The sequence below is a fragment of the Synechococcus sp. CBW1006 genome (genome assembly GCF_015840525.1).
GTDB lineage: Bacteria > Cyanobacteriota > Cyanobacteriia > PCC-6307 > Cyanobiaceae > CBW1002.
The window spans coordinates 3,553,756-3,579,497 of record NZ_CP060396.1; the positions used below are offsets into that span (position 1 = coordinate 3,553,756).

Annotated in this window: 27 protein-coding genes and 2 pseudogenes; 14 read left to right on the plus strand and 15 right to left on the minus strand. The window is 63.5% G+C overall.

Annotation, left to right across the window (positions count from 1 at the left end; all coding sequences use genetic code 11):
* Positions 1-63: 63 nt before the first annotated feature.
* The 3 genes from H8F26_RS17550 to H8F26_RS17560 all read right to left on the minus strand — a co-directional run bounded on the left by H8F26_RS17550 (position 64) and on the right by H8F26_RS17560 (position 5,053).
* Positions 64-2,547, minus strand: coding sequence for a ligase-associated DNA damage response DEXH box helicase (locus H8F26_RS17550; protein ID WP_197159326.1), 2,484 nt, complete (start codon positions 2,545-2,547; stop codon positions 64-66).
* An 83-nt stretch (positions 2,548-2,630) separates the two neighbouring features.
* Positions 2,631-4,403, minus strand: a complete 1,773-nt coding sequence (locus tag H8F26_RS17555) for an ATP-dependent DNA ligase (protein ID WP_197159327.1) — start codon at positions 4,401-4,403, stop codon at positions 2,631-2,633.
* Between the two features lie 41 nt (positions 4,404-4,444).
* A complete protein-coding gene (locus tag H8F26_RS17560; protein ID WP_197156130.1) occupies positions 4,445-5,053 on the minus strand; it encodes a flavin reductase family protein in 609 nt (202 codons plus the stop codon).
* A gap of 146 nt (positions 5,054-5,199) precedes the next feature.
* Here H8F26_RS17560 and H8F26_RS17565 point away from each other — a divergent pair, with 146 nt between their 5' ends.
* Positions 5,200-5,385 (plus strand): hypothetical protein, encoded by a 186-nt coding sequence (locus tag H8F26_RS17565; RefSeq protein WP_197156131.1) that lies wholly within the window; start codon positions 5,200-5,202, stop codon positions 5,383-5,385.
* Positions 5,386-5,470: 85 nt separating this feature from the next.
* Complete coding sequence (locus H8F26_RS17570; protein ID WP_197156133.1) at positions 5,471-5,917, plus strand: TspO/MBR family protein; 447 nt, start codon at positions 5,471-5,473, stop codon at positions 5,915-5,917.
* 28 nt (positions 5,918-5,945) lie between these two features.
* Here H8F26_RS17570 and H8F26_RS17575 read toward each other — a convergent pair whose 3' ends face one another.
* Together H8F26_RS17575 and H8F26_RS17580 are read right to left on the minus strand one after the other, a co-directional pair.
* A complete protein-coding gene (locus tag H8F26_RS17575) occupies positions 5,946-6,743 on the minus strand; it encodes a hypothetical protein (protein WP_197156135.1) in 798 nt (265 codons plus the stop codon).
* A gap of 23 nt (positions 6,744-6,766) precedes the next feature.
* Complete coding sequence (locus tag H8F26_RS17580) at positions 6,767-7,186, minus strand: DCC1-like thiol-disulfide oxidoreductase family protein (RefSeq protein WP_197156137.1); 420 nt, start codon at positions 7,184-7,186, stop codon at positions 6,767-6,769.
* 60 nt (positions 7,187-7,246) lie between these two features.
* Between H8F26_RS17580 and H8F26_RS17585 the strand changes: the two genes are divergently transcribed.
* Complete coding sequence (locus H8F26_RS17585) at positions 7,247-7,684, plus strand: biotin/lipoyl-binding protein (RefSeq protein WP_231597939.1); 438 nt, start codon at positions 7,247-7,249, stop codon at positions 7,682-7,684.
* A 21-nt stretch (positions 7,685-7,705) separates the two neighbouring features.
* Here the strand turns inward: H8F26_RS17585 and H8F26_RS17590 are convergent, their stop codons facing one another.
* A complete protein-coding gene (locus H8F26_RS17590) occupies positions 7,706-8,038 on the minus strand; it encodes a hypothetical protein (RefSeq protein ID WP_197156139.1) in 333 nt (110 codons plus the stop codon).
* 390 nt (positions 8,039-8,428) lie between these two features.
* The gene (locus H8F26_RS17595; protein WP_197156141.1) at positions 8,429-9,031 is read right to left on the minus strand and encodes a short chain dehydrogenase; all 603 of its coding nucleotides are present in this window, start codon (positions 9,029-9,031) and stop codon (positions 8,429-8,431) included.
* A gap of 63 nt (positions 9,032-9,094) precedes the next feature.
* Here H8F26_RS17595 and H8F26_RS17600 point away from each other — a divergent pair, with 63 nt between their 5' ends.
* The 3 genes from H8F26_RS17600 to H8F26_RS17610 all read left to right on the plus strand — a co-directional run bounded on the left by H8F26_RS17600 (position 9,095) and on the right by H8F26_RS17610 (position 11,296).
* The gene (locus H8F26_RS17600; RefSeq protein WP_231605330.1) at positions 9,095-9,298 is read left to right on the plus strand and encodes a hypothetical protein; all 204 of its coding nucleotides are present in this window, start codon (positions 9,095-9,097) and stop codon (positions 9,296-9,298) included.
* Between the two features lie 43 nt (positions 9,299-9,341).
* Positions 9,342-9,509 carry a hypothetical protein gene (locus H8F26_RS20315; protein ID WP_197156143.1) on the plus strand — a complete coding sequence of 56 codons (168 nt, stop codon included), beginning with the start codon at positions 9,342-9,344 and terminating at the stop codon, positions 9,507-9,509.
* A 77-nt stretch (positions 9,510-9,586) separates the two neighbouring features.
* Entirely contained in the window at positions 9,587-11,296 is a 1,710-nt protein-coding gene (locus tag H8F26_RS17610) for a recombinase family protein (protein ID WP_197156145.1), read from the plus strand.
* 71 nt (positions 11,297-11,367) lie between these two features.
* Here the strand turns inward: H8F26_RS17610 and H8F26_RS17615 are convergent, their stop codons facing one another.
* Positions 11,368-11,637 carry a hypothetical protein gene (locus H8F26_RS17615; RefSeq protein WP_197156147.1) on the minus strand — a complete coding sequence of 90 codons (270 nt, stop codon included), beginning with the start codon at positions 11,635-11,637 and terminating at the stop codon, positions 11,368-11,370.
* A 990-nt stretch (positions 11,638-12,627) separates the two neighbouring features.
* Here H8F26_RS17615 and H8F26_RS17620 point away from each other — a divergent pair.
* The 3 genes from H8F26_RS17620 to H8F26_RS17630 all read left to right on the plus strand — a co-directional run bounded on the left by H8F26_RS17620 (position 12,628) and on the right by H8F26_RS17630 (position 14,422).
* Positions 12,628-13,173 (plus strand): hypothetical protein, encoded by a 546-nt coding sequence (locus tag H8F26_RS17620; RefSeq protein ID WP_197156148.1) that lies wholly within the window; start codon positions 12,628-12,630, stop codon positions 13,171-13,173.
* A gap of 265 nt (positions 13,174-13,438) precedes the next feature.
* Positions 13,439-14,008: a hypothetical protein gene (locus H8F26_RS17625; RefSeq protein ID WP_197156150.1), complete on the plus strand. Its 570-nt coding sequence runs from the start codon at positions 13,439-13,441 to the stop codon at positions 14,006-14,008.
* Positions 14,009-14,155: 147 nt separating this feature from the next.
* Positions 14,156-14,422, plus strand: coding sequence for a hypothetical protein (locus H8F26_RS17630; RefSeq protein WP_197156152.1), 267 nt, complete (start codon positions 14,156-14,158; stop codon positions 14,420-14,422).
* Between the two features lie 150 nt (positions 14,423-14,572).
* Here the strand turns inward: H8F26_RS17630 and H8F26_RS17635 are convergent, their stop codons facing one another.
* A complete protein-coding gene (locus H8F26_RS17635) occupies positions 14,573-15,007 on the minus strand; it encodes an ISAs1 family transposase (RefSeq protein WP_231605331.1) in 435 nt (144 codons plus the stop codon).
* A gap of 1,032 nt (positions 15,008-16,039) precedes the next feature.
* Positions 16,040-16,219: pseudogene (locus H8F26_RS17640) on the minus strand (SIMPL domain-containing protein); the annotation flags it as partial.
* 192 nt (positions 16,220-16,411) lie between these two features.
* Here H8F26_RS17640 and H8F26_RS17645 point away from each other — a divergent pair.
* Positions 16,412-16,585: a hypothetical protein gene (locus H8F26_RS17645; RefSeq protein WP_197156154.1), complete on the plus strand. Its 174-nt coding sequence runs from the start codon at positions 16,412-16,414 to the stop codon at positions 16,583-16,585.
* A gap of 179 nt (positions 16,586-16,764) precedes the next feature.
* On the plus strand, positions 16,765-17,415 hold the full coding sequence (locus tag H8F26_RS17650) for a hypothetical protein (protein ID WP_197156156.1): 651 nt from the start codon (positions 16,765-16,767) through the stop codon (positions 17,413-17,415).
* A gap of 76 nt (positions 17,416-17,491) precedes the next feature.
* Here the strand turns inward: H8F26_RS17650 and H8F26_RS17655 are convergent, their stop codons facing one another.
* Genes H8F26_RS17655 through H8F26_RS17670 form a run of 4 tightly spaced genes read right to left on the minus strand, consistent with a single transcriptional unit; the run spans position 17,492 to position 20,631 of the window.
* Positions 17,492-17,821, minus strand: a complete 330-nt coding sequence (locus tag H8F26_RS17655; RefSeq protein WP_197156157.1) for a hypothetical protein — start codon at positions 17,819-17,821, stop codon at positions 17,492-17,494.
* Positions 17,822-17,830: 9 nt separating this feature from the next.
* Positions 17,831-19,120, minus strand: a complete 1,290-nt coding sequence (locus tag H8F26_RS17660; protein ID WP_197156159.1) for a ThiF family adenylyltransferase — start codon at positions 19,118-19,120, stop codon at positions 17,831-17,833.
* Complete coding sequence (locus tag H8F26_RS17665; protein ID WP_197156161.1) at positions 19,113-19,982, minus strand: Mov34/MPN/PAD-1 family protein; 870 nt, start codon at positions 19,980-19,982, stop codon at positions 19,113-19,115. Before H8F26_RS17665 ends, H8F26_RS17660 begins: the two co-directional genes overlap by 8 nt.
* Before the next feature lie 4 nt (positions 19,983-19,986).
* Positions 19,987-20,631, minus strand: a complete 645-nt coding sequence (locus H8F26_RS17670; RefSeq protein ID WP_197156163.1) for a hypothetical protein — start codon at positions 20,629-20,631, stop codon at positions 19,987-19,989.
* Between the two features lie 230 nt (positions 20,632-20,861).
* Here H8F26_RS17670 and H8F26_RS17675 point away from each other — a divergent pair, with 230 nt between their 5' ends.
* The 3 genes and pseudogenes from H8F26_RS17675 to H8F26_RS17685 form a co-directional block, all read left to right on the plus strand.
* Complete coding sequence (locus tag H8F26_RS17675) at positions 20,862-21,035, plus strand: hypothetical protein (RefSeq protein WP_197156165.1); 174 nt, start codon at positions 20,862-20,864, stop codon at positions 21,033-21,035.
* A 161-nt stretch (positions 21,036-21,196) separates the two neighbouring features.
* On the plus strand, positions 21,197-21,907 hold the full coding sequence (locus tag H8F26_RS17680) for a restriction endonuclease (protein WP_197156167.1): 711 nt from the start codon (positions 21,197-21,199) through the stop codon (positions 21,905-21,907).
* A gap of 1,126 nt (positions 21,908-23,033) precedes the next feature.
* Positions 23,034-23,165: pseudogene (locus tag H8F26_RS17685) on the plus strand (AbrB family transcriptional regulator); the annotation flags it as partial.
* A 513-nt stretch (positions 23,166-23,678) separates the two neighbouring features.
* On the opposite strand, the gene H8F26_RS17690 reads toward H8F26_RS17685, so the two are convergent.
* Positions 23,679-25,676 carry a cobaltochelatase subunit CobN gene (locus H8F26_RS17690; protein ID WP_231605332.1) on the minus strand — a complete coding sequence of 666 codons (1,998 nt, stop codon included), beginning with the start codon at positions 25,674-25,676 and terminating at the stop codon, positions 23,679-23,681.
* Positions 25,677-25,742 lie beyond the last annotated feature (66 nt).

Genomic DNA, 25,742 nt, shown 5'->3' on the forward strand with positions numbered 1-25,742 from the left:
CTTCAGTATGGCTGCTCTGGAGCCCAGAAAACGGCAACGCCAACCCAACCGAACAGCTCTTCATCAGCCTTCGCGCCGCTCAGCCTCGGCGATCAGGCGACGCACCCTCTCCAACACCGATTCATTGCTCATGCGGCTGTTCAGCCGCTCCACCAGCAGAGGGAAAGCCAGAGGACCCTGCCGCTGTGGGGTTTCCAGGCGCAACTCGGAGCGTAGCAGCCGCCGCAGGGCCTGGCGCAGCCGGGGCAACTCCAGCTGCTCGGCCATCACTTCGCGGCGCGCCTGCTCCAGCAGACGATTGTCCGGCTCATGCCGACCGAACACCTCGAACAGCAGGGCGGCACTGATCTGCAGCTGGCCACCACTTTTGGACTGTCCAGGGTAGCCATGACGCACCAACCCGGCAATCTGGGCAATGGAACGAAAGCGGCGGCGGCAGAGCTCGGAGAGATTCACCGCCTGCTCCAGATCACGTTCGAGGCAGGAGTCGTCGAGCAGCTCCTCCGCCTGCAGCTCGAACAGCTCCAGCAGGGGGTAACCACGCGGGGCCAGCAACTCGAAGCCGCAATCATTCACCGACACCGTGAAGGTGGTGGCCTGGCAGCGGGCCAGGCGCCAGGCCCAGAGGAAGCCCAGGCCCTCGTGCACGAAGCGGCCATCAAAGGGGTAGGCATAGAGGTGCTGACCCTCGCGGCTGGAGCAGATCTCCACCAGGAATTCCGTCTCCAGCGGCAGATGGGAGAGATCCGCCTGGCGGCGCAGCAGGGGCTCGAGAGCGCGTAATTCCGGGGTGTCGAGGCCGGCGGGATTCGGCTCCGATCGGGCCAGAGCCAGGGCACAGCGGTGCAGCTCGGCCCGCAGCTGGGTGCTGAGCAGATCGGAGAGGGCCATCTGCCCCCCCGCCCAGGCCGGCACCGTGGTACTGCGGCGGTTGCTGGCCTTCACCTGGGCTGTCATCTCACGCAGCCGCACGAACTCCAGCTGGCGACCGGCGAAGAAGAACACATCGCCGGGCTTGAGGCGGGAGATGAAGGCCTCCTCCACGTGGCCCAGCACGGCGCCGCGCACGACGCGCACCATAACGGCGCGATCGGCGGTGATCGTGCCGATGTGCAGCCGATGCAGGCGCTGGATCGCCGGCTCGCGCACCACATAGGCGAAGGGTTCTCCGGGGCTGGGCGGGCGCTCGCGGTCGATGCGGTCAGGCAGCAGCGCCGCCCGCTGCAACTTGCGGTAGCGGGGATAGGCCCCCAGGCAATCGCCCCCGTCCTCCAGGAAACGCAGACACCACTGCCAGGTGGCGTCATCAAGCTGGCGGTAGCTCCAGGCCGTACGCACCGTCGCCAGCTCCTGCTCAGGGTTGAAGCCGGGGCCACAGGCCAGGGTGGTGAGGTGCTGCAGCAGCACATCGATCGGAGCGTCAGGCGGGCGGCGCTGCTCCACCAGACCGGCGGCCAGACCCCGCCGCATGGCGCTGACCTCCAGCAGCTCGAGGGCGTTGGTGGGCATGAACAGCACCTGGGAGATGCCACCGGGGCTGTGGGCGCTGCGGCCCGCCCGCTGCAGCAAGCGGGCCAGGTTCTTGGCGCTGCCGATCTGCACGACCCGCTCCACCGGCTGGAAATCCACGCCGAGATCAAGCGAACTGGTGCACACCACCCAGCGGATCTCGGCGTTCTTGACGCCGCTCTCGATCGCCTCCCGTTCGGAGCGGTCGATGGCGCTGTGGTGCAGGGCGAGGGCGCCCTCCATCTCCGGGCAGGCGTAGCGCAGGCACTGGTGCCAGCGCTCGGCCTGGTTGCGGGTGTTGGTGAACAGCAGGGTCGCAACACCCGGTTCGAGGCCATCCACCAGCGTCTCGTACATGCGCAGGCCAAGGTGACCGGCCCAGGGGAAGCCATCGATCCGTTCCGGCAGCAGGCTGCGGATGCGGGTCTGGCGCTTCAGCCGGGCCGTGACGATCAGAGGATCGATGTCGCTCACCCCCACGGCGGCCCGCGCCGCCTCCTCGAGGTTGCCGATCGTGGCGCTGATCGCCCAGGTGCGCAGCCCCGGCCGCTGGCGGCGCAGCCAGCTGAGGCAGAGCTCGCTCTGGCTGCCGCGCTTGCTGCCGAGCAGCTCGTGCCATTCATCGAGCACCACCGCATCGAGCTGGGCAAACAACTCCGCAGCCCTCTGGTTCGCCAGCAGCAGCGACAGGGACTCCGGCGTGGTGATCAGGATCTGGGGCGGGGTGCGCAGCTGGCGGGTCCGCTCACTGCTGCTGGTGTCGCCGTTGCGGATGCCGACCTTCAGGGGCCAGGCCATCGCCTCGATCGGTTCGCGGATGGCCAGCGCCAGATCGCGGCTGAGGGCCCGCAGCGGGGTGAGGTAGAGGAGGCGAATCCCGGGAGCCAGGCCGGCTCCGCCGGCGGCCTCCGCCTCGGCCAGCAGCTGGGCGATCGGGCCCATCACTGCCGCGTAGGTCTTGCCGGAGCCGGTGGGAACCTGGATGAGGCCACTGCGGCCCTGCAGATCGGCGGTCCAGCACTGCCGCTGGAATGGCATCGGCCGCCAGCCGCGCTGGGCGAACCAGGCCTCGATCGGAGCCAGCAGGGCACGGTGGCTGCGGCTGTTCCGTACAACCACGGTCAGCACGAATCGGACTGGGCCTGGTCGGACTGGCCCAGATCGGACTGCTTCTCAAGCAGGCGCCGCGCCGCAGCGAGGCTGTCGGCTTCGGCGGCGGGTTTGTCACGACGCCAGCGGGCGATGCGGGGAAAGCGCACGGCGATGCCGCTGCGGTGGCGACGGGAGGGCTGCAACCCCTCAAAGGCCAGCTCGAACACCTGGTCCGGCGCCACGGCCCGCACCGGCCCGAACCGCTGCAGGGTGTGGCTGCGGATCCAGCGATCGAGCTCGCTGATCTCGGCATCATCGAGGCCGGAATAGGCCTTGGCGAAGGTGACCAGCTGGCCGGCATCGCCGCTGGAATCAGCCGGATCCCGCTCCCACAAGCCAAACGTGTAGTCGGTGTAGAGGTTGGCGCGGCGGCCGCTGCCGGCCTGGGCGTAGAGCATCACCGCATCGAGGCGCAGCGGCTCCTTCTTGTGCTTCCACCAGTGGCCCCGCCGCCGACCGGCCAGGTAGGGCGAGGCGATGGCCTTGAGCATCAGACCCTCCGCGCCGGCGGCGCCAGAGTGGTGCCGCAGCGGTTCGAGCGCGTCCCAGTGATCGAACGGCAGCAGGCTGGAGAGACGCAGGAGCCCGGCTGCGGGGGTGGGTGTCGCCGCAGTGACCTGCCGGTGCAGAGCCTCCAGGGCGGCGCGGCGGAGGCTCAGGGGTTCGGAACGGCAATCGCGGCCCCCCTGCTCCAGCAGGTCGTAGGCCACGAAAGCGGCGGGGCACTCCGCCAGGATCGAACGGCCCGGTGCCTTGCGGCCCAGGCGGCGCTGCAGCTGGGCGAAGGGGGCCGGACGATCGGCCTCCTGCGGCCAGACGATCACCTCACCGTCGAGCACGGTGCCATCGGGAAGGCTGTCCGCCAGGGCGATCAGCTCGGGGAACACCGGATTGATCAGCTCGTCGCCGCGGCTCCAGAGGAAGCTCTCACCAGCGCGGCGGATCAGCTGGCCGCGGATGCCGTCCCATTTCCACTCCACCAGCCAATCGGCGGGGGAACCCGGAAGAGGTGAGTGCGTGCTGGCCTCCAGCGGGGAGGCCAGGAAGAAGGGATAGGGGCGACTGCTGCAGGCGCCGCCGGCTTCGGCGGGAGCCAGCAGCTGCGTCCAGGCGGCGGCACCGGGCTGGAAGCCGCCCATGAGGCGATGGGCCAGCAACGGCTCCTCCAGCTCACTGAGCTGGGCGAGCGCCCGGATCACCAGTCCCTGGGCGACGCCGACGCGAAAGCCACCGGTGAGCAGCTTGTTGGCCACCAGGAGCTCCTGCGGTTGCAGCTGCTGCCAGAGGGCCTGCACGGCAGCCGCCTGTTGCTCGCCCTCCAGCCCGGCAAGGCCGGGCAGCAGCTGCTCCATCCAGTGGGCAAGGGGGAGGGCCATGGGAGGGAGAAGAGCCGTGGGATCCGAGGCGGGTGGTGCGGCGGCCCTTGTGGTGCGTGGTGGGGCAACCTCCGGGGCGGTCTGATGCCAGAGCAAGGCAATGGTTTCAGCGGAATCGCCCACCTGGGCATGGCAGTCGTCGAACAACCAGTCCGGCAGGCCGGTGCCCTCGAGACAGATCTGGCGCAGGCGGCGACCAGTGATCAGGCGGCGGCGCTGCTTGCCGAGCAGGCAGTGCAGCGCCCAGGCCGCATCGGCGGGGGAACGGGCAGCGGTGGCGGCGAAGTAGGCAGCCAGGGCCTCCACCTTGGCGCGGGTGGCGGTGGTGTGATCGAGGTGGGCGAACAGGGCCACGAACGCCTGCATGCCGGGCCAATGGACGCTGGTGCCATCCTGGCGGATCCGGATCACCCCAGCCTGGGACGCTGCAGCTCGAAGAGTTCGCCGAGTTTGGTATAGGCATTCAGGGCCAGTTTCCCCACGGGGCGGAGCGCTTCCGGCGAGGCCATGCCGGATTCCGTCAGGCAGCGGCTCTGGACATGGACCATCACGATGCGGCCGAGGGCCATGGTGAAACGGGTGCCGGGCACTGGGATCAGATCGATGCAATCGCATTCCATGCAGGCCGCAGCGGCCTCGATCCGGGGGGCGGCGATGCGGCTGCAGGCCACGGCCTGGAGCCCCGCTGCCTCGAATTCATTGATGCCCGGGGCATAGTCGGCGGCGGTGATGTTCATCGGCTCCACCAACGCTTCATCCACCACATGCACGGCGAAGCAGCCGGTCTGACGGAGATTGCGCAGGGTGTCTTTCTCGCGATCCCGGTGGGCACCGATCGACACCATCAGCACGGCCGATTGATCACTCAGGGCATTGAAGAAGCTGAACGGCGCCAGGTTGGGCTGACCGTCGCCGCTGATGCTGCTCACCCAGGCGATCGGCCGAGGCACCACCAGGCTGGTGCAGAGCCGATACAGGGCGCCGCCATCGAGGCTGTCGGGATCGATGGATCGCATCGGCGCGGGCTCGGCCATACAGCGCACCCTGAACGTCAAGCGAATGATGCTGCACCAGGTCTTGGCTGAGGGTCCTGAGATCTGGAGGCACGGCTCCGCCCCCCGAGCGACGTGCTGAAATTCCGCAGCCCTTGATCTGCTGCGCCATGGATCGTCGTCACTGGCTGCTGCTGCTCGCAGCCCTGGCCTGCCTGGCCGGTTTGGTGCTCTGGATCGGGGAAATCGACCTGGGCCTCGACGACTCCCTCAATCCACCGCCAACCGCGTCGCCAGGTGTGTCACCAGGCGTGTCGCCAGCGGCATCTGCCGGCGCTGCCCCCACCAAGCCTTGAGCAACACCATCACATCACAGAAACGCTTGGCAGAACCTCCACGCAGGGCCTAGCGCATCAGCCTGGAAGTGATGGGATTGAAGCAATGCTGGCTGCACTGGTGATCCTGGCTGTGATCGTGGCCGTCGGGGCACTGCTCAATCCGTCCCGCGCGGAGTTCCGATGGTTTCTGCAGCTACGCCGGCCGAGATGGCTCACCTTCGAGCGATGGATCCCGCTGATCTGGCTGGCGATCTACCTCTGCTTCTACGGCTCGGCCCTGCTGGTATGGCAGGCCACGGCCAGCGCTGGTGCCATGGCCGGCTTCCTGCTGCTGCTGCTGCTGGTGCAGAGCTACACCTGGGTGATCTGCCGCACGCGCCGGCTGCGAAACGGCACTGCCGTTGGCCTGGCGGGCTGGATCTGGGGCGTGGGTCTGGCCGTCTCGGTGCTGCCGGTGTCGCGGCCGGCGGCAGGGCTGTTGGTGCCCTTCCTGCTCTGGAGCCCGGTGGGCACGTTCGTGACCTGGCGAATGGAGCGGCTGAATCGCTGAGCCGCTGGGCGTTGACGTCAGCAGCCCTTCAGCTCCAGTCGTACCAGCGGGCGATGCCCAGGCGTTCGGCCCAGGCATCGATCACCTGGCGATCCGGATCGCTCACCTCCGTGGATTCGGCCGCATCCGAGGTCGAGGCCTGAGCGAGCTGCAGCAGCTCGGTGCCCAGCTCCTCCCAGGCACTTCCCTGGTAGGGAAGCGAGAATTCCGGGACGCCGCTGAGGGTGGCGGCATGAATCGCGTAGGCGGCATCCATGGCCCTGTTGGCCTGCAGCACCAGGGGTGGCATGCGCCGATCCATGCCCAGGGCCAGGCCCTCCGCCAGCTCCTGGCATTGCTGCCGCAGGAAAGCGTCCTGGCGGCTGCGCAGCTGGGGCAACTGCTCGAACAACCAGCGATCCACCGCCATCGCCGGCGGCACGGTGCGTAACTGGCTGAGGGTGGTGTTGTACAGATTCAGCCCCACCTGACGCTGCTGCGCCAGCGAGAGATCCCGGTTGCGTCGCTCCGCCTCGCTCACCACCCGCTCCCGCGCCTCCCGCCGCGGCAGCATCGCCAGTTGCTGCTCGCCGGGAGCCTGCAGAACGCGCAGGAGCTGCACCGCCTCCATCGCCACCAGATAGGGCGTGGTCTCGTGGGTGTTGTCTCTGTAGAGAATGCGATGCACCGGATCGGCGTCGCTGGCGGGCAGCAGGATCGACTGATCCTCCAGCTCCGACACCCACAGGGTCTGCAGAGGCACACCGGCCACCTGTTCCACCCGATCGAACAGATCACCCAGATCGCTCAGCCAGGTGGCTGCATCAGGTGTGGCTGCATCGGTCATCGGATTCCTGAGCGCCCAAGGATCTACCGCTGGCCATGCTGCATCAGCGGCACCGACGGCCCATCCGGATCCACGGGCAGCCCTTTCAGGGCGAGGGCAAGGCGGCGGCCCAGCAGGAGCAACGGATAGAGGCGCCGGCCCCGTTCCGGTCCCCGAAACAACGGACCCAGCACCTGCAGCAAGGGGGCGCTGGGGCGCAGGCGCTCACAGATCCAGGTGATCGCCGCAGCGCCATGCAGCACCTGCTCCCCCTGCAGCAGCATCGCCCCATCCCGCAGATGGAAGCCTCGCTCTGCCAGCCGGTGCCGCAGCTCTGCAGCGTCGCGGCCATCGACGATCCGCAGACCGGGAATCCCACCGCGCAGCTCGCTGAGAACGGCGAAGTGACTGCAGAACGGACAGCCACCGTCGTAGACGAGCACCGGATCAGGGGTCAGGGTCATGGCCTGTCACGACTACGGGGATCCTGGGTCACAGTCTGGTCACCCTGGCTAGGGAGGGTGGTGGACGCAGACCCTCCGCTCTCCCTTCCCTTGGGTCCACCGACCCTCACGCCAGGCCGCCATGGGCTCAGCATGCGGCTGCCCCTGATCGCCCTGTTGGCGGTTGGATTAGCCGGTGGCGGCTGGCTGCTGTGGCAGCAGAACCGGCGCTCGCAGGAGGAGCGTGCGCTTGCCGCCCAGACAGCCGCGGTGCAGCAGCGTGCGATTGCGATCCGGGTGACGGCGGCGGGATCGATCCGGCCGATCACGCCTGTGAACATCAGCCCCAAGCAGCCCGGGCGCGTCAGCCAACTGCTGGTGGATCAGGGGGATCGGGTGGTGGCGGGTATCGTGCTGGTGACCCACGATCCGGCGGTGGCCCATCGCAGTGACAGGATCGTGCGGCTTCAGGATGGACAGATCACAAGCGACAGCAGCGCCCAAGGGGAGAGGAGCTGAGCCGATTGCTCTCAGGACTGCTCACCAAGTGGTCCTTTGGCGCATCACACCCGAGAACCCCATCACCACCGGCGGCTTGAAGGGCTCCAGCTGCTGGGCCGTGGCCTCCAGGAAGGCCACCGGAATCGTGATCAACAGGATGTAGCCGCGGAGATGGGGGTCGAGGTTCCCCTGGGGGGAAGGCAACTGGGCGGCCAGCACTGTTTCCCGCGGCGCCCAGAGGGGATTGGTGCGAGCCTCCGCATAGATCTCTGCCAACCGGGAGCTGCGGCTCTGATCAGCGAGAGACGCAGACTCTGCTGAATGGGCAAAGGCGTTGCGCAGTTTGCGCAGGGCGGAAAGGGCTCGCTCCACCGGCGTGTCAATTGCATGGAAACACCAATGGCATTGCATGGGATAGCGCGTACAACGCCGCAGGGCACATGAGCCTTCTACCGGTGTACCGATCAATGCAACCATCATCATGGAACACCTGGAGCGACTGAAGCTGTGTATAGGTCCTGGCCTCAACAAGTTCCGACGGCAAAGGAGCACTTCTTCATTCTTTTCCACTCCCTCCAGGCGCTGCCTTCCGACTGTCCCATGGAATAATCGGACATTGATTGCCAACAAGCTCCAGCGCCAGATCCAAATCCCCATCCAACAGGTACTTTGCCGCCAAGGACAGCACTGTGGCGCCATCTTTCATGCGCTAGAAGCAGACTCCCCAGCATAGGATCAAGAGCCGGAGTCTGAAGCATCTGCTTACACGTAGTCGCGTGGATCGAGTCTTTCGCCGGTCATCTCGCTTTCCACGCTGTCGACGTACGCCTTCGCGACGACCGAAGCGGACAAACCTGGCGTGGGATCGCGCCCCAATGCAAGCAGCGTCTCGCGAACCCACGGTGGCGACACCACGTTGATGCGTACCCCTCGGGGCATCCCCAGCGCTGCTGCCCGCGTGAAGGCGTCGAGGCCGGCATTGACCATGCTAATCGAGCAGCTGTCTGGAACAGGATTCCGACCCAGAACGCCGCTTGACAGTGTGAACGAGCCTCCATCTGAGATCGAAGCCAGACCCAGACGGACGAGATTGACCTGCCCCATCAGCTTGCTGGTGAGACCGAGTTGAAAGTCGTCATCGGACAAGTCTGCGATTGATCCAAAAGCGGCCTGCCCAGCTGCGCAGACCACAGCGTCGAACGGAGCCACCGCTTCAAACAACGCTCGGATGGATTCCGGCTGGGCAATGTCCACCTGCTGATCGCCCCTGGTGCGGCTGACGCGAATCAGTTGGTGCCGTTCTGCAAGGGCTTGATCAACCGCCTGGCCGATGGTCCCAGCTGCTCCGATGAGCACAATTCTCATAAGAAGACGTCTCTTCGTTGGCCGATTCTGAAAAATAATCCCTTGCGGTGTTGCTTCCCAACCTTGAGGCCCATCCTGTCGATGAGCGACAGTGGATCCTTGGAGCAACCGATCGAGGAGTGGCCCTACCTCGATCAGGAGGTGCTGCTACGCACCCGCAGCCGCAAGGTCTGCATGACCAGCCACTGGTTCAGGCACCACGCCGGCCCCAATTGCATCCCGCTGCTCACCTCACCAGTCGTTGCCAGGGCTGGACTGACAACATGACCCGCCAGCGGTGCTACTCACCGGTGGCCGGCCGGCGGGGGTGATGGCTGCGGCCAGCCGCGGCGCAGCTCGGGTGGAGGGGCACCTGGTGGTGGGGGTGTTGCCCGATGAAGCAAGCGGTGACGGCAGGCAGAGCACAGCAGAACTGGATCTCGCCCTGTTCACCGGTATGGGGGCAAATAGTTTGTTTGACAGATACGGGGTGTGCTAGCTGTGGAGAGGGTTCTCGGGCTCCAGCCTCCAGGGCCCGTGTCATGCCGGAAGGAGAATTCTTAAGAAATGACGAAGATGCTGGCGGTCTCGTATCAGCGGGTGTCCACCGGCGAGCAGGTCGGCGAGGCTCGCTCCGGCCTCGATCGCCAGGCAGCAGCGTTCGCCGCCTTCTGCAGCCGCCACGGCCTGACGCCCGCGCCCGCCGCCGTGGTCGATGAGGGAGTGTCGGCGTTCAAGGGCCGCCACCGGCGCGAGGGTGGTCTGGCTGCCTTCATCGCGGCGGCCATGGCAGGCCACTGGCCGATGGGCACCATCCTCGTTGTCGAAGACCTCGATCGGTTCAGCCGTGAGGTGGCCAGCCGCCAGCAGGCGCTCCTGCTGGGTCTGTTCGACGCAGGGGTGGCGCTCGGGGTGTGCCGCGACGATCGGATCGTGGATCGCGACATCTACGACACCAACTTGGCCGTGCGGCTGATGCTCACCATCCGGGCGGACGCCGCCCATGACTACAGCGCCAAGCTCTCGGAGCGGATCGACGCCTCCTGGCGGCACCGCCGCGAGCGATCACTCCAGGGCGAGAAGATCGCCGGGTTCAGGCCCTTCTGGTGTGGCTGGGATGGCGCCGACTACGTGCTCAACACCCACGCCGCCACCGTGCAGCGGATGACACAGCTTTGCCTCGAAGGTCTCGGGCTTATCCGCATCGCTCAGGCGCTCAACGCTGAGGGGTTCCGCACTGCCAAGGGGCGCACCTGGGCATATGCCAACGTCCACAAGGTCATCAGCGACCCGCGCATCGTCGGCGACCGCCCCTGGAGCGATGGCACGGTGGTGCCGGGTTACTTTCCGGCGGTGATCACCCGCGCCGAGTTCGACCGCTGCCACAAGTTGATCACATTGCGGAACAGCCGTAAGGGACAGGTTGGCAAGGGTGACGCGATCCGCAATCTCTTTCAAGGTCACTCCTACTGCACCTGCGGAAGATTGCTCAGCTACCAGTCACGCCGTAGCCGCAGCGGGGAGACCCTTTACGAATACCTCACCTGCGTGGGAAAGCGCCACGGGCACTGTGACAGCCAGAACGTCAAGTACGACGAGGAGGTGATACTCCGCGCCCTAATGCGTGAACGCTGGAGACACTACTTCACCGCCTCAGATCGCCGGCATGAGGATCGCAAACTCCGCCAGAAAATCCTCGCGGCCGAGGCGGAGGTGGCCAAGCACCAGGCCCAGGCCGAGCGCTCCCAGGCCCAGCTCGGCTCCCTGTTAGGCGAGGGTAGGCTCAGCGCCAAGGCAGCGAATCTGATCGCCGCGCAGGTGGACCAGGCCCTCGCCGCCGCCAGCGAGGCCCAGGAGGCGCTCCAGGCGCTCCAGCGGCGACAGGCAGAGATGGGTGCCCACCTCACCGGTCTGGAGCTGGAGGAGGCCATCCACGGGCAGGTGGAGAAGTTCATCGCCGAGAGCCTCCAGCAGCCGGAGGTGCGGCAGCGGTTCAATGCCTGGCTCCTGGCCTCGGGGGTGCGGATCACGGCCACCGATCCGGTGCGGAATAGCTGGGCCATGGAACTCGACGGCAGGCACCATCAGGCCTGGGCCCTGCGGTATCGCGGCCTGCCCGAAACGGTGGTGGAGGAGGGGCTCAGCTCGGTGGTCGCCGTAGCGCTGGCGGACAGCGGGAAGATTTCGCAGGAGGCGGTGCCAGATTGGGTGCGAGAGGCAGCTGACAGGAAAGCTCAGGACTTCTCCGCAAGGGTGGAGCGGCGGCTCAGCTCCGCTGAGGCTTGAGCCCCCTGGTCATGGCCCTGATCAGCCGTTGCCGTTGCTCGGGTGACACCTTCCAGGTCTGCAACCAAGACTCACAGCGTATCGGCGACCTCTCTGGCCAGCGCGATCTGCAGCTCGGCGCTCCGGGCGGGCAGCTCGGCCTTGGCAGCCCGCAGGCGGGCCACGGAGAGCGCGTCCGGGGGTGGAGCCCCGCTGTGCCGCTGCCGCCTGCAGGTGGCCTGATAGGCGTCCTGGGGGCCGTCAGGGTCGAACCTCCAGCGGCACTGGCGCTTGAGGGCCTGGCCCAGGACCTCCAGACGCTCAGCACTCTCCAGGAGGAACTGCCGGCGAATACCTAACAAATCGGCCGCATCTTGCGTTGAAAGCCATGCCTTGGATGCCATTGCCGGAAGACTGGGGCAGGGGAACGCGTGGCTAGATCCAACCTGTCGATAGGCATCGAAGGTTTCTATAGCTGGCTACTTTTTGCGGGTCGACTCATCCATATATACGGCTATGCCCAAGGAGGATTACTTGGCCCACTGGGCCACCTCGCTTTCACTACCTTCTCCACCATGACTGATGCTCAGCTTCTCGCGTTGGCTACGGCGCCCAGACAGCCCAGCACCCGCGTAGGTCATCAGAGTTCATGACTGTCTTGACCCTACCATGTCTATCGATTCCGACCCACCACGCTCCTCGTTCTCTCCTCACCTGGAGGGCTTGCGTTATCTGGCTGTCGCCATACATCCCAGTGGCCGCTGTCCCTTATTGCAATGCCACCGATGAACACCCACAGTGAGACAATGAGCATCATGAGTCTATTGCCACACGGGATGCAAGATGGCCCCGCATTAGTCGCCACCAAAATACATTGACCGCTAACACGTGCGAAGCCCTGGCCAAACATTGCTGTTGGTCAAAATGGGTGTTGCAACCATTAACCGCCAAAGATCGGCGCCCATTGCGGAGGAGATTGGCGGCTAGCTTGCGGGACCCGTGTCGATAGCATGGTCACCGGTTATAGGACACAGCGGAATGGCAATCGCTGAACATATAGCAGATGCTAGCCTCGGTCGCTATGTCAAGGCTGCTAACATCGTGCGGGTCCTTTATACCTCCCCCTATAGGTACGACGCCGCGAGGCCGCAGGAAAATGCCACTGATAGAGTTTCAAGCATAGCTAGACCCCGCGCATAGCCCCATTGTATTATGTCTACGTTCTACCCCTGAAGCCAGTAATACCAGCGCTTTTGGCCGAATCACCCCGGAAACTTTCGCCGCATTTGCATCAGCAGCACCCCGCCGGTCAGGCACTGCCCGACTGAAAACGGCGCCGGTAGAGTGCTGGCATGGCACACACTCTCTCGATTACTGGCTATTGCTCCTATCGCCGGGAGCGTGGCCTTGCTTGCGCCTATACGACGGTGAAGCAAGCTCTTTCACAAGGCAAAATCCGCCAGGGTGTAAAGAGACATGGACAGCGAGTGCTAATCGACCCGGAGATTGCCGACCGCGAATGGGCCGAATCGGTGCTCAGCCATCAGGGGCGGCAGGTGAATATCAGCGGCGACCCGGTGGTGGCGGATGTCGACTGGGCCCCTAGGGCAGTGTCGCAAGAAAGGAAGGAAGCAGCGCTAGCAGAAATGGCGGAACTAGAACTACAAGAAAGGCGCGGAAGCTTGGTGCCTATTGATGAAGTAGAAGAGCTATGGTTCGTCGTGTGTCGGCAGATGCGTGACGCGATGGAATCAATTCCGGCGAGAATCCTGGGGCGAATCTCTGGAATCATGGGAGTCATCGACCCGGTTCAACAATCCAAGCTGAATGAGGTGCTGGAAGGTGAGATTAGATCTGCCCTGGAAGGGTTATCCCGTAGCATGAAGGTATCGGAATAGCCAGCCCGGCGCGGTTTCTGCTACTTCCGTCAGGAGGTATTGCTTCCGGCGCCCCCCGGCGCCGGGGGGCATCCCACTGCCGACGGCTGCCAGGAGGTTCTGCTTCCCCCGGCAGCCGCCGGCGGAAGCAGCCCGCTGCCACGGCGCGGCAGGTGCCGTGTGCGTGGGGGGGTTCCCGATTCCGGGAGCCTGGGCTCCGGCGGCCCGGCCCGCTGGGCGCCGATGGAACTGTCCCGGTAAGCTGTCCCAACGGGGACGGCGCCCCATGAGGACCACTTACGGGGACACCATGGATCGGCTTCCTGCAGGAGAGCTGCCGGGCGACACCGCGCAGCAACTCGCCAATCACTGGAGCTATATCGACCGCCAGGAACAGGCGCTCTACGAATGGCGGCAGCGCAAGCCACAGCCCGAGTACGGCGACCCCGTCGCACGGCAGTGGTGGTCGGATCTCAACGCCATGGAGAAACGCCTCGGGCTGCCCCCCGACTACTCGCACGATCGCCTGCGAACGAGCGGTGGCAGGGCTGCTCGCAGCGGTAGCAGTGCCCTGTGCATCGACCTGGGGCGCCAGACCTGCGAGCACCTGCAGCTGCCTGACGGATTGAATCGCCTCAGCCGTTGCCGCGCCTGCGATGGGCTGTTCCTCACCACGCGACTGTTCGGCGGCAGGCAGCAATGCAGCGCCGCCTGTGATGCGGTCGCGGTCGATCAGATCACCGAACGCAAGCGGCAGCAGCGGCGGCAACGATCGACCGAACTGGCCAGCCGCACGGGACGCTGCCGAGTCTGCGGTGAGCTGTTTCAGGTGAAACGCAAGACCGCCCGCACCTGAAGCGAACGGTGCAAAAAACAGGCGCAGCGTCACTCAGAGCGGTATGCCATCACCGGCCCGCCGACGCACCTGGAGCCGGAGGACTGTGAGCTCAGCCTCGATCGCCTACTGGAGATCGCCACCACCTGCCATGAGGCCAGTCGGGCGGTGCTTGGGTTCTCCCTGACCGAGCACCCCAGCGAACGCGACTGCTACCGCCACGACGGTGGGGCGATACCCCTGGAGCAATACGTTGAAGCCCTGCAGCAAACATGGGTGACGGCTAGTGGCAGCCCAGACCGTGGGGAGGTGGAAGCCGAACGGAGCCGCGCCGCCGCAATGCTGCGCGATCTGCAGCTGTTCAAGGATGCGCCTGCGGTCTGGCTGGCGGGACAATCACTCGGAACGGTGATCGACCCTCACCCAATTGGATGATGCCGCTGGCAATCGCCGCTACGGGGCGACAGCCACAGCCCAACCCGAGACGACCCGGCACCATGTCCGATACGTCCCTGGCCGTCCCGGACGGCATGAGGTTCAGCGATTGGTGGGGGGCCCGAGCCGTCCCAGGGCTGATTCAAAGTCTCACCATGGATTCGGGGATGGCTGGCCCGCGGCCATCACGCCAGCACCATTGCCCCGGTAGCGGTGGGCATCTTCATGGAGCTGGGTGTCACGGATCCAGTGCCAGCACTCAATGCTCCAGCGGTCTCGCACCAGTTGCAGCAGCGCTGCTGGGGTGGTGCCCAGGCTGGTGAGAAACAGATGCGTGGCATGACAGGGCTTGCCGTCAAGGGTTCCGGTGGCCACCACCTCGACGATCGAGCTGGTGCCGATCCAGGACTGAGCGATGTGCTTTGGGGCCGCATTGGCACGCAGAGTCCAGTTGATCTGTCGGCCGTGGCTGATCTCGTGATCCGTCGCCACGAAAGGGATCTTGCGCTTGCCCTGGAAGTGGCTGCAGCTCTGGCGATGCAGCGTCTTCTGGTTGGCCTTGACCGTCAGGAGGAAGTCGCCCACTGCTCCTGGAGCTGCTGAAAAACGGTTTCTGGGTATGCAGGGCATCCGCCTGGATGAGCACGCCCTCCAGATCCAGCTCGCCAAGCAGCTGCCGCAGCACCGCCCGCTCGTGGCTTTCGCCAGTGGCGTAGCAGGCCTGGCCATGCCCAACCGATCGCTCCCTTTCTCTCCATCCGCTATGGGCCGGCGGTCTACGGCGGGCGAGAGCTTCCCAAGGCCTTCTGCAACAGCCAAGTGCAGGCGGAGTCGTGGGCTGCTGATCAGCTGATGCGCCTCCGCCGGCTGGAGGTTGCGTTGGGCTGATGCACCAGGCGGTGGTGAACCTGCACCCCATCCACCCCAGCGATGGAATCAGCAACGCCCTGATCCCGTTCCAGCTCCAGTCGTGGTGGCGTTGAACCCACCAATCACCAGATCCTTGGGGCTTCCGATCCGCAGACCAGCTGGGAGTGGGTGGAAATCCCTGTTTCGCTGCCCCCTGAGCCACGCACGTCTGCAGGAACAGCGGGGCGCTGGAGTGCAGGTGTGGCCGCGCACGGCCTGGACTCCTCTGCCCTGGCCACCAGCACAGCCAGGAGCAGCACGGGCACGAGCGTGGCGAGCAGCTCCAGAGGCTGCGTCAGGAACCGGGACAAGGGAATGGACTCCGAGGCGATGCCTGCAGCCTTGGCGATCCGGCTCCTCTTATGAGAAGTCTTCCTGCGAAGCACGCCCTCAATGTCAGCAGCTGAGCTCTTGGTGGCGCCAATGAAGGGCGCAGATCACGTTCGGCCAGGGTTTGGGATGACCCGTGTACGACGAAGGCTTGGCTTGCTACCGGCGTGTGTTGCCTATCCCCCGTCAACGCGGTCGGCGCTTCCGGAGATTTTCCCGGTGCGACCGCCGATTGGTTGTCTATCTGCACCAACATAGCGACGGATTTGGATCAGCGGAGGGACCCTCTCTACCTGATTCCGCCATCACCATGCGCTTCACACCGACGGATCACCTGCTGATCGACCCGCTGGCTCTTCTGCCGCGACCCGGTGGGTTTCACTCCACCCGGAAGGTCACGGCCATCACGGCGGTGATGTCCTTGTCGATGGTGCCGGTGTCGTAGGAGCCCGTATCGCTGGCCTCGGTAGAACTCGGCGCCGTGATCTGGAATGAACCCGTGTCGGCGTTGGTGATTGCACCGACGCTGGAGCCCGCCTCCCTGGCAATCGCCCTAGCCCACCAGCGCACCGATCTCTCAAGAGATCCGATGGATCTTGGCGACATCCCAGCACCCGATCAGCACCCCATTGGCATTGGTCAGGCCCACCCCCAGCTCCGCCTTCGCGTACGACCAGCTCGTGGTTCGCACAAGTCAGCTTCATTTTTTGCCGCACTGTCGCAACACTGAGATCATTCACAGAAACGCCCATGACCCGTATCACCATCCAGTGGCAGAACCAGTTCGGCCGCTGGCAGCACTACACCTCCAGCCACCACGAGCCCAGTGCCTTCCGCAGTGCCCAGCAGCGTGCCCGCTCCACCGGCAAGCGTCATCGCCTGATCGACGATGAAGGGCGGGTGCTCGACATCATCGAGCCCTGAGTTCTTGTGCCAGGAGGCCCAGGGGCCTCCTTCAAGAGTTCGCTCCGTTCATCCCGAGCACCGGCGCCAATCCTCCAGGGGATTGCCAGTCACCAACCTGCCGTCCGTTCCTGCTGGGCAAGGTGGTCAATCCTGGAACCCTGAAGGGTTGATGAGCAGGAACGCTACCTGAATTTAAGATGTCTTTCGGTGCTCGCCGCACGACCCATCTGTCGCGGCTTCTCATGGCTCAGCGCAAGAAGCTGGGCCTCAGGCCTGGTCAGGTCGCAGCCCTGCTCGGCGCCACGAACATCTCCAGAGTGGGCAGCCTGATCGGCTGCTTTGAGGTGGGAGAGCCGATCACGGATCAATGGCTCGAGAAGCTGATCAATGCTCTCAAGCGTGATCCTGAGGAGCTGCGCCGCTGCCTGGAGCTCGATCAGGAGGAGGCCGAGCAGCAGTTGGAAGCGGATCGTCGCGCCTGGGAGGCCTGGGCCGATGAACCGATGGATGCATACGTCTGGGTCCGCTACATGCCGGCGGTCTATGGCGTGAGGGACGTGCCCAAGGCCTTCTGCAATAGCCGTGAGCAAGCGGAGGGCTGGGCTTCTCGAGAGCTCAGGCGCTTCCGGGCCAAGGGGTATCTGCAATGGACACGGCGCGAGCAGACCTGGTTTGACCAGTACGGCATCAACCCCCGCCGTCTTCCCGTCACGTTTGAGAATTCAAGACCGATCGGTGGGATGCAGGTCGGCCAATCACAACGACGGTTTTTGCTGGGATCCGATGGTCAGGTGATCACGGGCGGCTATGGGTTGTTGCAGGCGGGCCAATCCGGCTCGACGGCATGATGAGGCTTGCCGAGCTTCTGGGCTATCGAGCACAACGCAAGGTCTGTCACAGACCAGGACGCCGAGTCAAGCCAGTTCAGCTGAACAGCTTGCGGATCGAGCTGATCAGCCAGAGGACCAGACCGATGAGGAACCACTGGTAGAACGCCACCACCAGCCAGATCGCGCCGGCCAGTACCGCAAGCCCGATCACGATGGCCAGGACGGCTCCGACCACCTCCCAGGGGTCAGGCCCGGAGGCATGGCCTTGGGATCGTGGTTGCTGGGGGCGATCAGCACTGCTGGTGACCCGTGCTCGACCGGGCGGAATAACGTGGTGCTGGCCGCTGCTGGCGCGGGAGGGAGTGGAGCGTGGGGCTGGCGGGGATTCAGAGCGGATGAACTCGCCTTTGTCGTTGAATGGCATGGCGACGCCTCAGTCCCTCCAGCGGCAGGGCGGGCACCCCTGGCCGTACCCCACCTGGATGGAGGTGGTGACCTGCAGTGGATGGGAGAAGATCTCGGCCCGCTCGCCGCCGAGACGGGGATCGTTGCTGTTGCAGACCAACGTGAACTGGCTGAGCTTGCCGAGCAGCCTTGGCGCGTAGGAGGGGGTGTGGAGGTTCAGCAGATCGAGGGCGAGCTTGAGGCCGATCTGGGTGACGTAGGCGATGTCGATGCCGAGACCCGGTTGGAAGTCGAGCTTCTCGAGTGCTGCTTCTGTGGCATAAAAGCGTCGCTGCGACTCCTGCTTGCCGCTGAGAGCCTGAAGGCTCTGGCGTTCCTCTCCACCCATTTCTCCGGTCCCGTGGTTGCCCTGCCCTCCCTGGCTCAGTTCCTCGAAGGCGCAGCCGTAGCAGGGCATCGGCTCAGCCGGGTGGCTGTAGAAGATCTCACCCGCGAAGGCCCGCTCCCACAGGCCGATCGCCAGAAAGGGCAGTTCCAGCGCGGCGGCGAGGCGTGCGGCATGACGATCAGCCCTGCGACTGTCGGCGCAGGCCAGCATCAGCGTGATCGGCCCGCCCTGCCGTGCGGCTTCAGCACATTGCGCTTCTCCGGAAGGCTCCGCCCCACTCGCGAAGGCCTGCACCACGGCCGGATCGAGCCGCTCGATCGTCGTGGCCTGCACCTGCACCACCGCGTTGGGATTGATCTGATGGATCCGCTCGGCGGTGGCATCCACCTTGCGGCGGCCCACGTCAGCCAGGCCACAGGGATGGCGGCAGAGGTTCTCGAGCGACAGCAGGTCGGGGTCGATCAGCAGGAAGCGCCCCACACCGCTGCGGGCCAGCTCCAGGGCCGCCAGGCCGCCCACCGAGCCGCAGCCGCAGATGATGACGCCCGCGTCCTGCAGGCGGCGCTCCTCCAGCAGGCACGTGTGTCTGGAAAACAGGGCGCTCTCCAGGTCGTAGGGCTGGGCTTGGCAGGGCTGGCCGTCGAGCCAGAAGCGCAGCAACTCGCCATCGCGGCGCACCACAAGCGATGGGGCGTCAGCGGCTGCCAGCTCGTCATTGCCAGTGGCCTGGGGTTCCAGCCAACCGAGCAGCACAGCTCGGGGTTGATGCCGCGGAGGTTGGTTGCCACAGCTGTCCAGGACCAGCGTCTGACCTGTGTCGGGGTGGGCGTAGCCGTAGAGGGGGCTGCCGTCCGGCCAGCCGGCCAGATCGGCGGGAAAAAGCACGGTCGTGCGCACGTGGGATTGGGGTGGTGAGGGGCGATCAGGCATGGCAGGGCTCTGTCCACAACAGCGACAGCTGCTCGGGTTCCAAGCGGAGTCGTTCCCTGGATCCAGGAACCTGAACCCACAACTGGTCCTCGCAGGCCTGAAGAAGCAGGGCGCGTTGCTGCGGGCCCGAGCGCTCCACCAGGGCCAGGCAGAGATCGCTGCCGCAGGGCTGTAGGGCATAGGCAAGGCGATCCTGCGCCTCCAGCTGCTCCAGCAGCGGCTCCAACAGCGCCGTCAGCCCCGGGGCCAGTGGTTGTGGTGTGGAGCAGCGATCCACACATGCAGCGAGCAGGGTCTGCAGAACCCGTTGCTGGCGGTGGTGTTCCAGCGCGGCGGGGTGCAGGCAGCTGCGGTGGCGGGGTTCGAGCAGGGCCCTGGGGATGGCCTGATCCCCGCAGGAGATGGGCAGGCGCCGATAGGCCAGGTCGGCCGGTACGTGATAGGCCGTGATCCGGAAATGGGGATCGAGGTTGACCAGGCAGGAGATGGCCCCGGCAGGTGACTGCTCGGCGTAGCGGCGGTTGATGACGTCATCCTCCGCGGAGAAGCGATCAAAGCTGCCGGGATGGCGATGCCAGAGGCCGATCAGGCTGAGGGGCTCTTCATAAACACCGGCCATCTTGCGGGCCAGGTGGGTCACATAGGTGGTGTCGTATTCGAAGGTGGCGGGCGAGAAGCGGGCGGCCGGACCTGGATCGATCGCCTCAATCACATGCCAGCGACCCTGGCTGTGGTGACCGAGCAGGATGCCGCCGGTTTCGTTGGGATGCTGCGCGTGGGTTTCGGCCACGATCGCCGCATGGGCACGGCTCGAGAAGATGACACGCTCAGAGGTACGCGGCCAGAAGTGGAGGTTCAACATCGGCTCAGATGTGATGTCCTCTGAACTGCTCGCTGCTCAGATCTCCGAGCATCCACAGCTCGAAGGCAGCAATCCACTTGGCGGCCCAGGCCAGGCTGCTGGCGGCGGTGCTGCTGCGGTTTCTGTCGCTGCGAAAGCTGCCGGCCTCCACGGTGCAGAGGCTCAACCCACCATCCGGATGGCGCAGGGTATGGGGGATCGATTCACCCAGCTGGGCCTCCAGCGTCAGCAGATCAGGCTCGATCGAGAAGACGCTGATGGAGCCGCCATAGTCGTTGTTGTGGGGATGGTCGTGGTCGTAGACCAGCTGCAGATGCCAGATGCGCTCGCTGCCGGGCAGGCCGCTGGCCAGGGAGCCCAGCCAGGACATGCGGCCATCGGGCAGCCGATCGGGGCGGAACTGGGGGAAGAAGTGGTTCATTGCCTCCAACTCCCCCTGAAACAGCTGCGGATCGCGCTCGTACCAGTAGAGAGAGGGGGCAGCAAGCTTGCCCTCAGGCACGGTGATGGCGGCACTGCCACTGCTGGCGTTGGAGCCCAGCGGCTGGATGGCCCCCTGCTGGGTGACCATCACGGATTCGCCGCGGAGCAGCTGGGCCGCCAGCTGGCGACGGCGTTCGGCGGCGGCGTCCTTGAGAGGGGGATTCATGGCGGGTGGAATGGGCTGAGGCAATGGTCGGGGCCAGGTACTTCCACGCGAGCCTGCATTGTGCGAAAGACGGCCCAACCAACGCATCAGCGGCCACGGATGCGCCACTCGACTAAACAGCAACGACCACAGGGGTTGGCGTTCAACCGCTCGTCATTCGCAGTAGACGACTGCCATCATTGTCATGGTGGAGCAAGCTAAGCAGCAACATCAACCACAGACGCATCGGCATGCCGAAAATCCACATCGAGGTGCAGAACCAGTTCGGACGTTGGCAGCACGTGCAGACGATGCACAACGAGGCCAATGCCTACCGGACCGCACAGCAGCGCGCTCGATCTACCGGTAAACGCTATCGCCTGGTCGATGATGAGGGACAACTGCTGGATGTGGTTGATCCTTAGACCAGGCTCACCTCATCGCCCGAGTTTGTTCAGAGAGTGCACGCGGTTTCCTCCTCAAGCAATCAAGTCACAGTGTGAGTCATGCATTAGGCTGCACCAGTCAAGAGTTGCGAGGAGATAGGGCTTGTCGTGATAGGTTCTTTCCAACAAGTGCAACCAGCATGGCCAGGCGACGCAAGCAATTCGATTCACCAACTCTCATTCTGATTGCCATCCTGGCCGCTCTGGGAGCTGCAGTATCCTACCCTTATGCATTCCTCTCCATCGCAGCGGTCATCCTGCTTGGATGGCTGCTCTATCACTGGATTGAACGTCAAGAAGATCTCTCGACCTATGACCTTGCTGAAATCGACGAGATGGAGGGGGCTGAATTCGAGGAGTATATAGCTGCTCTATTCCGCAAGCTTGGCTATCAAGCATCCGTGACCCAGCAAAGCAGAGACTTTGGCGTAGATGTGGTGGCCAAGCGTGGCGGAGAGCGGATCGCAATACAAGTCAAGCGCTATTCTAAAGCTGTGAGTCTGGGCGGCGTTCAGCAAGCCGTTGCGGGAATGCACAAATACAAGTGCAACAAGGCGATGGTTGTCACCAATAACTATTTTACGCCTGGCGCGGAGAAGCTTGCGAGTCATTCCTCCTGCGAGCTGATTGATCGAGATGGGCTGGCTAAGCTAATTCGTCAAACCCAAAAGGCCGGCAGCGGGAACAGTAGCGAAAGGCTCCAGGATCAGAAGAGTGCTCAGGCTACCTCAAGCAATAGTGTGGTGATTGCGTGCGAGCGATGTGGCCAGAAGCTCAGACTTGCTGCGGGCAGGAGAGGCAAAGTGGAATGTCCATCTTGCAAGGCTTTGTTTTTTGCGTCGACATATTGATGCTCACCTGATCCAATACCTCGCCGAAGAGTCATATAGTCTTGGCTCAGTTCTCTTGGTTCCAGTTGGCGAACACTGTGACGGAAAACGAATAGAGAGATGTGCGTCATCTTGGCATTCCGGATATGTCAATCCGGTCCCGAGTTCTGCTGTTGGTCGATCAATGTCTAGTGAAGGGCTGGGGAATCCAAGGGTACCTCAGTGACATTCCTGATTCAAGCTATCATTTCCGGGACCGCACACTAGGTGTGCATCCAAACTACGCAATGATAACAAACATAGTTCACTCTATTGTTATCTGGACTAAGCCTTAATTCCGCGTTCGTTAGTGAGGCTGAGAAGTGACTCAGCGCACGAGATTAAAGGCCTTGGGTCACCGCATGTCGTTGCAGATTCCAGAGCGAGAGGGTGAGCTGAGTCATTATGCGAGGGCAAATTAATAGTTGACAAACAATAAGAACACAGCCATAATAGATATTGTTCATGCTTTACTTAAATGGAATCAACCCAATTCGTTCTTGAAGGCTATTGTCAAGGCGCATATCCGGGAGATATAGATGAAATAGTCACTGAGCCATGGTACCAAGAAATTGTTTCTCTACTTAGGAATGGCAACACAAATGAAGCCTTGGAATTGGCAAATGATAATTTCACTGCTGAGTATGTTGTGGACAACGTTAACATACTATCAGAAAATAATTTTGAGTTTGTGAGAACTATCGAGGTAAATTTATCAGAGCCATTTCTTGAAGTGGATGGGAGCAATAATGAATTGATACTTTTCAGATGGATTGGAGCCCGTTATTTAATGAGCGGGCCCACACATATCATTAATCAGTGGCTAGTAATGCTTGACGACGGAACAAAAGTATTTAGTCAAGATAAGCTTAATGAATGGCTTGGCGACGAAAATTACCTGCAAGATGGATGTTGTTACAATCTAGGATCAACTTGGTACGATTTAGAGGGTTTTGGTGAGAATGGCTGTATTGTTGAGCCTGAGTCATTCGGACTATCAGAGCTTCTCACGCAACAATATCGGGAAGAGCAATCCTTGAAGGATGGAGACGTCGCTGAGTTTCCTTTTACTTCTACCCATCTTACAGGCGATGACTTATTGGCAAAGATGAAGGAGCTTGGAGATGCTAGTAAGGAAGATCTTGTGCGCTCTTGTGGCTACTTCTCTATTGGCAAGTCGGGTAAAGAGGCCCTCCACTTTACTGCCTTCTATGATGCTTTGATGAAGGCCAAGGGCGTTTTCTGATTTCACAATTGCGATCTGTTCTATATAAGTCGAAGTGTGGCTGTGCTGCTACATGTTGAACATGTGTGTTCTAGTCTTAATGAAAGGAAGTTAAACACATTCCTAATGCAATATTGTGTATTGATTGAGTTTCTGCGAGATTTTTTGCGATGTTGCCAAAGCTTTGTCTTGGTGCTAGACATAAATCAAAGGCCTGTGCCGCAACAGTTGTATCCCTATAGCGATAACCGGCGTAGCCCTTTGCCGTTTGCAAGGGCTATTTCATTGTTCCAATTACAATTAAGTTTTTTGAGTACGGTCAATCTGGCGTTATGGATATGCCAATAGTCAACATCGAACTGGAGAATCAGTTCCGTCGCTGGCAGCCCTTACAGGCCAACCACAACGATGCTGATGCCTTTCGAACTGCCCAGAACCGTGGTAAAAGCACAGGTAAACGGCATCGCTAGGTCGATGACGATTGGCGCCTTCTGGATGTGATCGATTCCTGAAGTTCCAGGGCAATCCTCAATGGCCGGGCACATGCAGATGGCGGCCGCCGGTGTTGGCGTAATACTCCTGGATGTCGGTGAGGCCGTACTCCACCGAGTCGATCTGCTGGACCACCCGTTCGGTGCTGCGCAACAACGCAGCCAGCACCTGGGGGCGAGCCTGGCCCTTGTCAGCGCGGCCATAGCTGAACACGTTGCGGTCCTGCCAGGTGCTCGCCAGCTCTTCCCCGTTCTCCCAGTTGGCATCGGTGACCCGATCGTTCACCAGCGAGCCGAAGTCACCGGCGGGGTTGGAAAACAGACGGGCTGTGGGGTTGTCGATCCCCTGGGCTTGCAGCGCCCGGGCGTGGCGGCGGATGGCGTTGCGCTCCTCCGGTTCATCAGCGCTGGCAGCACGGCGGAACAGGTCGTCCAGAAGCTCGATGATGTTCACGAAGCTGTCGCGGAAGATCCCCGACAGGTTGACCAGCACATCGATGCGCGGGTGGTCGAGGGCCTCCAGGGGCTTGAGGTCGTAGCGCACGATCCGACCGGTGCCTTCCTTCACCGGTTCGGCACCCACCAGCTCCAGCAGGATCGCCAGCGATTCGCCGCGGGTCTTGATCGCATCAAGGCCCCAGAGCATCACGGCCACGGTCTCGGGCCAGGCGCCGCCATTCTCGCTCCGGTGCTTCTCGAGGATGCGCAGGGCGATCGCACGGCCCCGCACCATCGCCCCCGGCGAGGGCATGCGGTAGGGGTCGAGGGCGTGGATGTTCCTGCCGGTGGGCAGAACGCCAGGGCCGTCGCGCAGCAGATCACCACCGGGAGCAGGGGGGATGTAGGCGCCCCCCAGGCCATCGAGCAGATGGTCGATCTCCTCGGTGCTGCGCTCCAGCAGCTGGCAGACGGTCAGAGCATCCAGCAGCCGCTGGGATTGCTCAGCTGACAAGCCGGGATGGAGGTGCTCGAGCTCCGCCGCCTGGGCGCGCACCATCGGCTGATCGGCGGCAGGGGTCAGCCGGCTGATCGCTTCCAGCAACTCCGGTTCGAGCGCGTCGCCGACGTAGGCCCTGAGGTACCCGAGCCGCTGCTCCTGATCCGGCGGCAGGCCGAGCGTGTGAAGACCACTGGAGAACAGGCGGCTCTCCAGCAGCTGCAGATAGCCACTGAGGCGCACGACCCAGGTGTGGAAGGCACCTTGGTCGGTGCGAACGTTGCCGGGTGCAGGGCAGTCGGCATCGAGGCTGCTGTCGCTCACCTGCTTGAGAATGCCCTCCCGCAGGGCCTCGTTGCGCTCGGGATCCTCCCGGTATTCAGCGATCAGCTCCCGCAGGGCGATCAGTTCCCGGTAGAGGCCGGCGCGGCCGTAGGGCGGCACGTTGTGGGAAACGATCACGCCATAGCCGCGCCGCTTGGCCAGCATCGACTCAGACGGGTTGTTGGCCGCATAGACATACAGATGCGGCAGGTGGCCCAGCAGCAGGTCGGGCCAGGAGGTGCCCGTGTTCCCCAGGGGCGAACCGGGCAGCCACTCCACCGTGCCGTGCATGCCGAAGTGCAGCACCGCGTCAGCCTTGAAGCCATGCTGCAGCCAGCCGTAGAAGGCGGCGTACTGGGGGTGGGGGGTGAGATCCCGCTCATACATCAGCCGCATCGGATCGCCTGCCACCCCTAGGGGCGGTTGCACCCCGATCCACACCTTCCCAAGCCGCACTCCGCCCAGGAGAAAGCGATCCCCGAGGGTGCGGATGCCGGTGGCCGTCAGTGGCCCCCACTGCCTTTCGATCCGAGCGGTGTGCAGCGGTCCCAGCCACTGGCGCAGGGTGTCCGCCGTCACCGTGACGCTCCCGGTGTCTTCAAAACTCTGCCCTTCGGGAATGCGGGCAACCCAGGCGTCGTCGGCGTCCTTGACCTGGCGGATCAGCTCCTCACCACTGGCCGGCAGGGGGGCCGCGTCCCTTGGCGTGGTGTAAATCCCGAGGCCCGATTGCCCTGGACTGAGGGAGAACAGGGGTGAATGACGGGCTGTCATTCTCGAGGCGCATGTGCACCTCGTTATTTCACGATGAATCCAGACGATTGACTTGTCAAGTCTTTC

What these genes read in the sequence shown, in the direction of transcription:
- H8F26_RS17550 (WP_197159326.1), bottom strand. Translation starts at nt 2,547, where the DNA reads ATGCCATTCCAGCGGCAGTGCTGGACCGCCGATCTGCAGGGCCGCAGT.
- H8F26_RS17555 (WP_197159327.1), bottom strand. Translation starts at nt 4,403, where the DNA reads ATGCAGGCGTTCGTGGCCCTGTTCGCCCACCTCGATCACACCACCGCC.
- H8F26_RS17560 (WP_197156130.1), bottom strand. Translation starts at nt 5,053, where the DNA reads ATGCGATCCATCGATCCCGACAGCCTCGATGGCGGCGCCCTGTATCGG.
- H8F26_RS17565 (WP_197156131.1), top strand. Translation starts at nt 5,200, where the DNA reads ATGGATCGTCGTCACTGGCTGCTGCTGCTCGCAGCCCTGGCCTGCCTG.
- H8F26_RS17570 (WP_197156133.1), top strand. Translation starts at nt 5,471, where the DNA reads ATGCTGGCTGCACTGGTGATCCTGGCTGTGATCGTGGCCGTCGGGGCA.
- H8F26_RS17575 (WP_197156135.1), bottom strand. Translation starts at nt 6,743, where the DNA reads ATGACCGATGCAGCCACACCTGATGCAGCCACCTGGCTGAGCGATCTG.
- H8F26_RS17580 (WP_197156137.1), bottom strand. Translation starts at nt 7,186, where the DNA reads ATGACCCTGACCCCTGATCCGGTGCTCGTCTACGACGGTGGCTGTCCG.
- H8F26_RS17595 (WP_197156141.1), bottom strand. Translation starts at nt 9,031, where the DNA reads ATGAGAATTGTGCTCATCGGAGCAGCTGGGACCATCGGCCAGGCGGTT.
- H8F26_RS20315 (WP_197156143.1), top strand. Translation starts at nt 9,342, where the DNA reads ATGGCTGCGGCCAGCCGCGGCGCAGCTCGGGTGGAGGGGCACCTGGTG.
- H8F26_RS17610 (WP_197156145.1), top strand. Translation starts at nt 9,587, where the DNA reads ATGCTGGCGGTCTCGTATCAGCGGGTGTCCACCGGCGAGCAGGTCGGC.
- H8F26_RS17620 (WP_197156148.1), top strand. Translation starts at nt 12,628, where the DNA reads ATGGCACACACTCTCTCGATTACTGGCTATTGCTCCTATCGCCGGGAG.
- H8F26_RS17625 (WP_197156150.1), top strand. Translation starts at nt 13,439, where the DNA reads ATGAGGACCACTTACGGGGACACCATGGATCGGCTTCCTGCAGGAGAG.
- H8F26_RS17645 (WP_197156154.1), top strand. Translation starts at nt 16,412, where the DNA reads ATGACCCGTATCACCATCCAGTGGCAGAACCAGTTCGGCCGCTGGCAG.
- H8F26_RS17650 (WP_197156156.1), top strand. Translation starts at nt 16,765, where the DNA reads ATGTCTTTCGGTGCTCGCCGCACGACCCATCTGTCGCGGCTTCTCATG.
- H8F26_RS17655 (WP_197156157.1), bottom strand. Translation starts at nt 17,821, where the DNA reads ATGCCATTCAACGACAAAGGCGAGTTCATCCGCTCTGAATCCCCGCCA.
- H8F26_RS17660 (WP_197156159.1), bottom strand. Translation starts at nt 19,120, where the DNA reads ATGCCTGATCGCCCCTCACCACCCCAATCCCACGTGCGCACGACCGTG.
- H8F26_RS17665 (WP_197156161.1), bottom strand. Translation starts at nt 19,982, where the DNA reads ATGTTGAACCTCCACTTCTGGCCGCGTACCTCTGAGCGTGTCATCTTC.
- H8F26_RS17670 (WP_197156163.1), bottom strand. Translation starts at nt 20,631, where the DNA reads ATGAATCCCCCTCTCAAGGACGCCGCCGCCGAACGCCGTCGCCAGCTG.
- H8F26_RS17675 (WP_197156165.1), top strand. Translation starts at nt 20,862, where the DNA reads ATGCCGAAAATCCACATCGAGGTGCAGAACCAGTTCGGACGTTGGCAG.
- H8F26_RS17680 (WP_197156167.1), top strand. Translation starts at nt 21,197, where the DNA reads ATGGCCAGGCGACGCAAGCAATTCGATTCACCAACTCTCATTCTGATT.
- H8F26_RS17690 (WP_231605332.1), bottom strand. Translation starts at nt 25,676, where the DNA reads ATGACAGCCCGTCATTCACCCCTGTTCTCCCTCAGTCCAGGGCAATCG.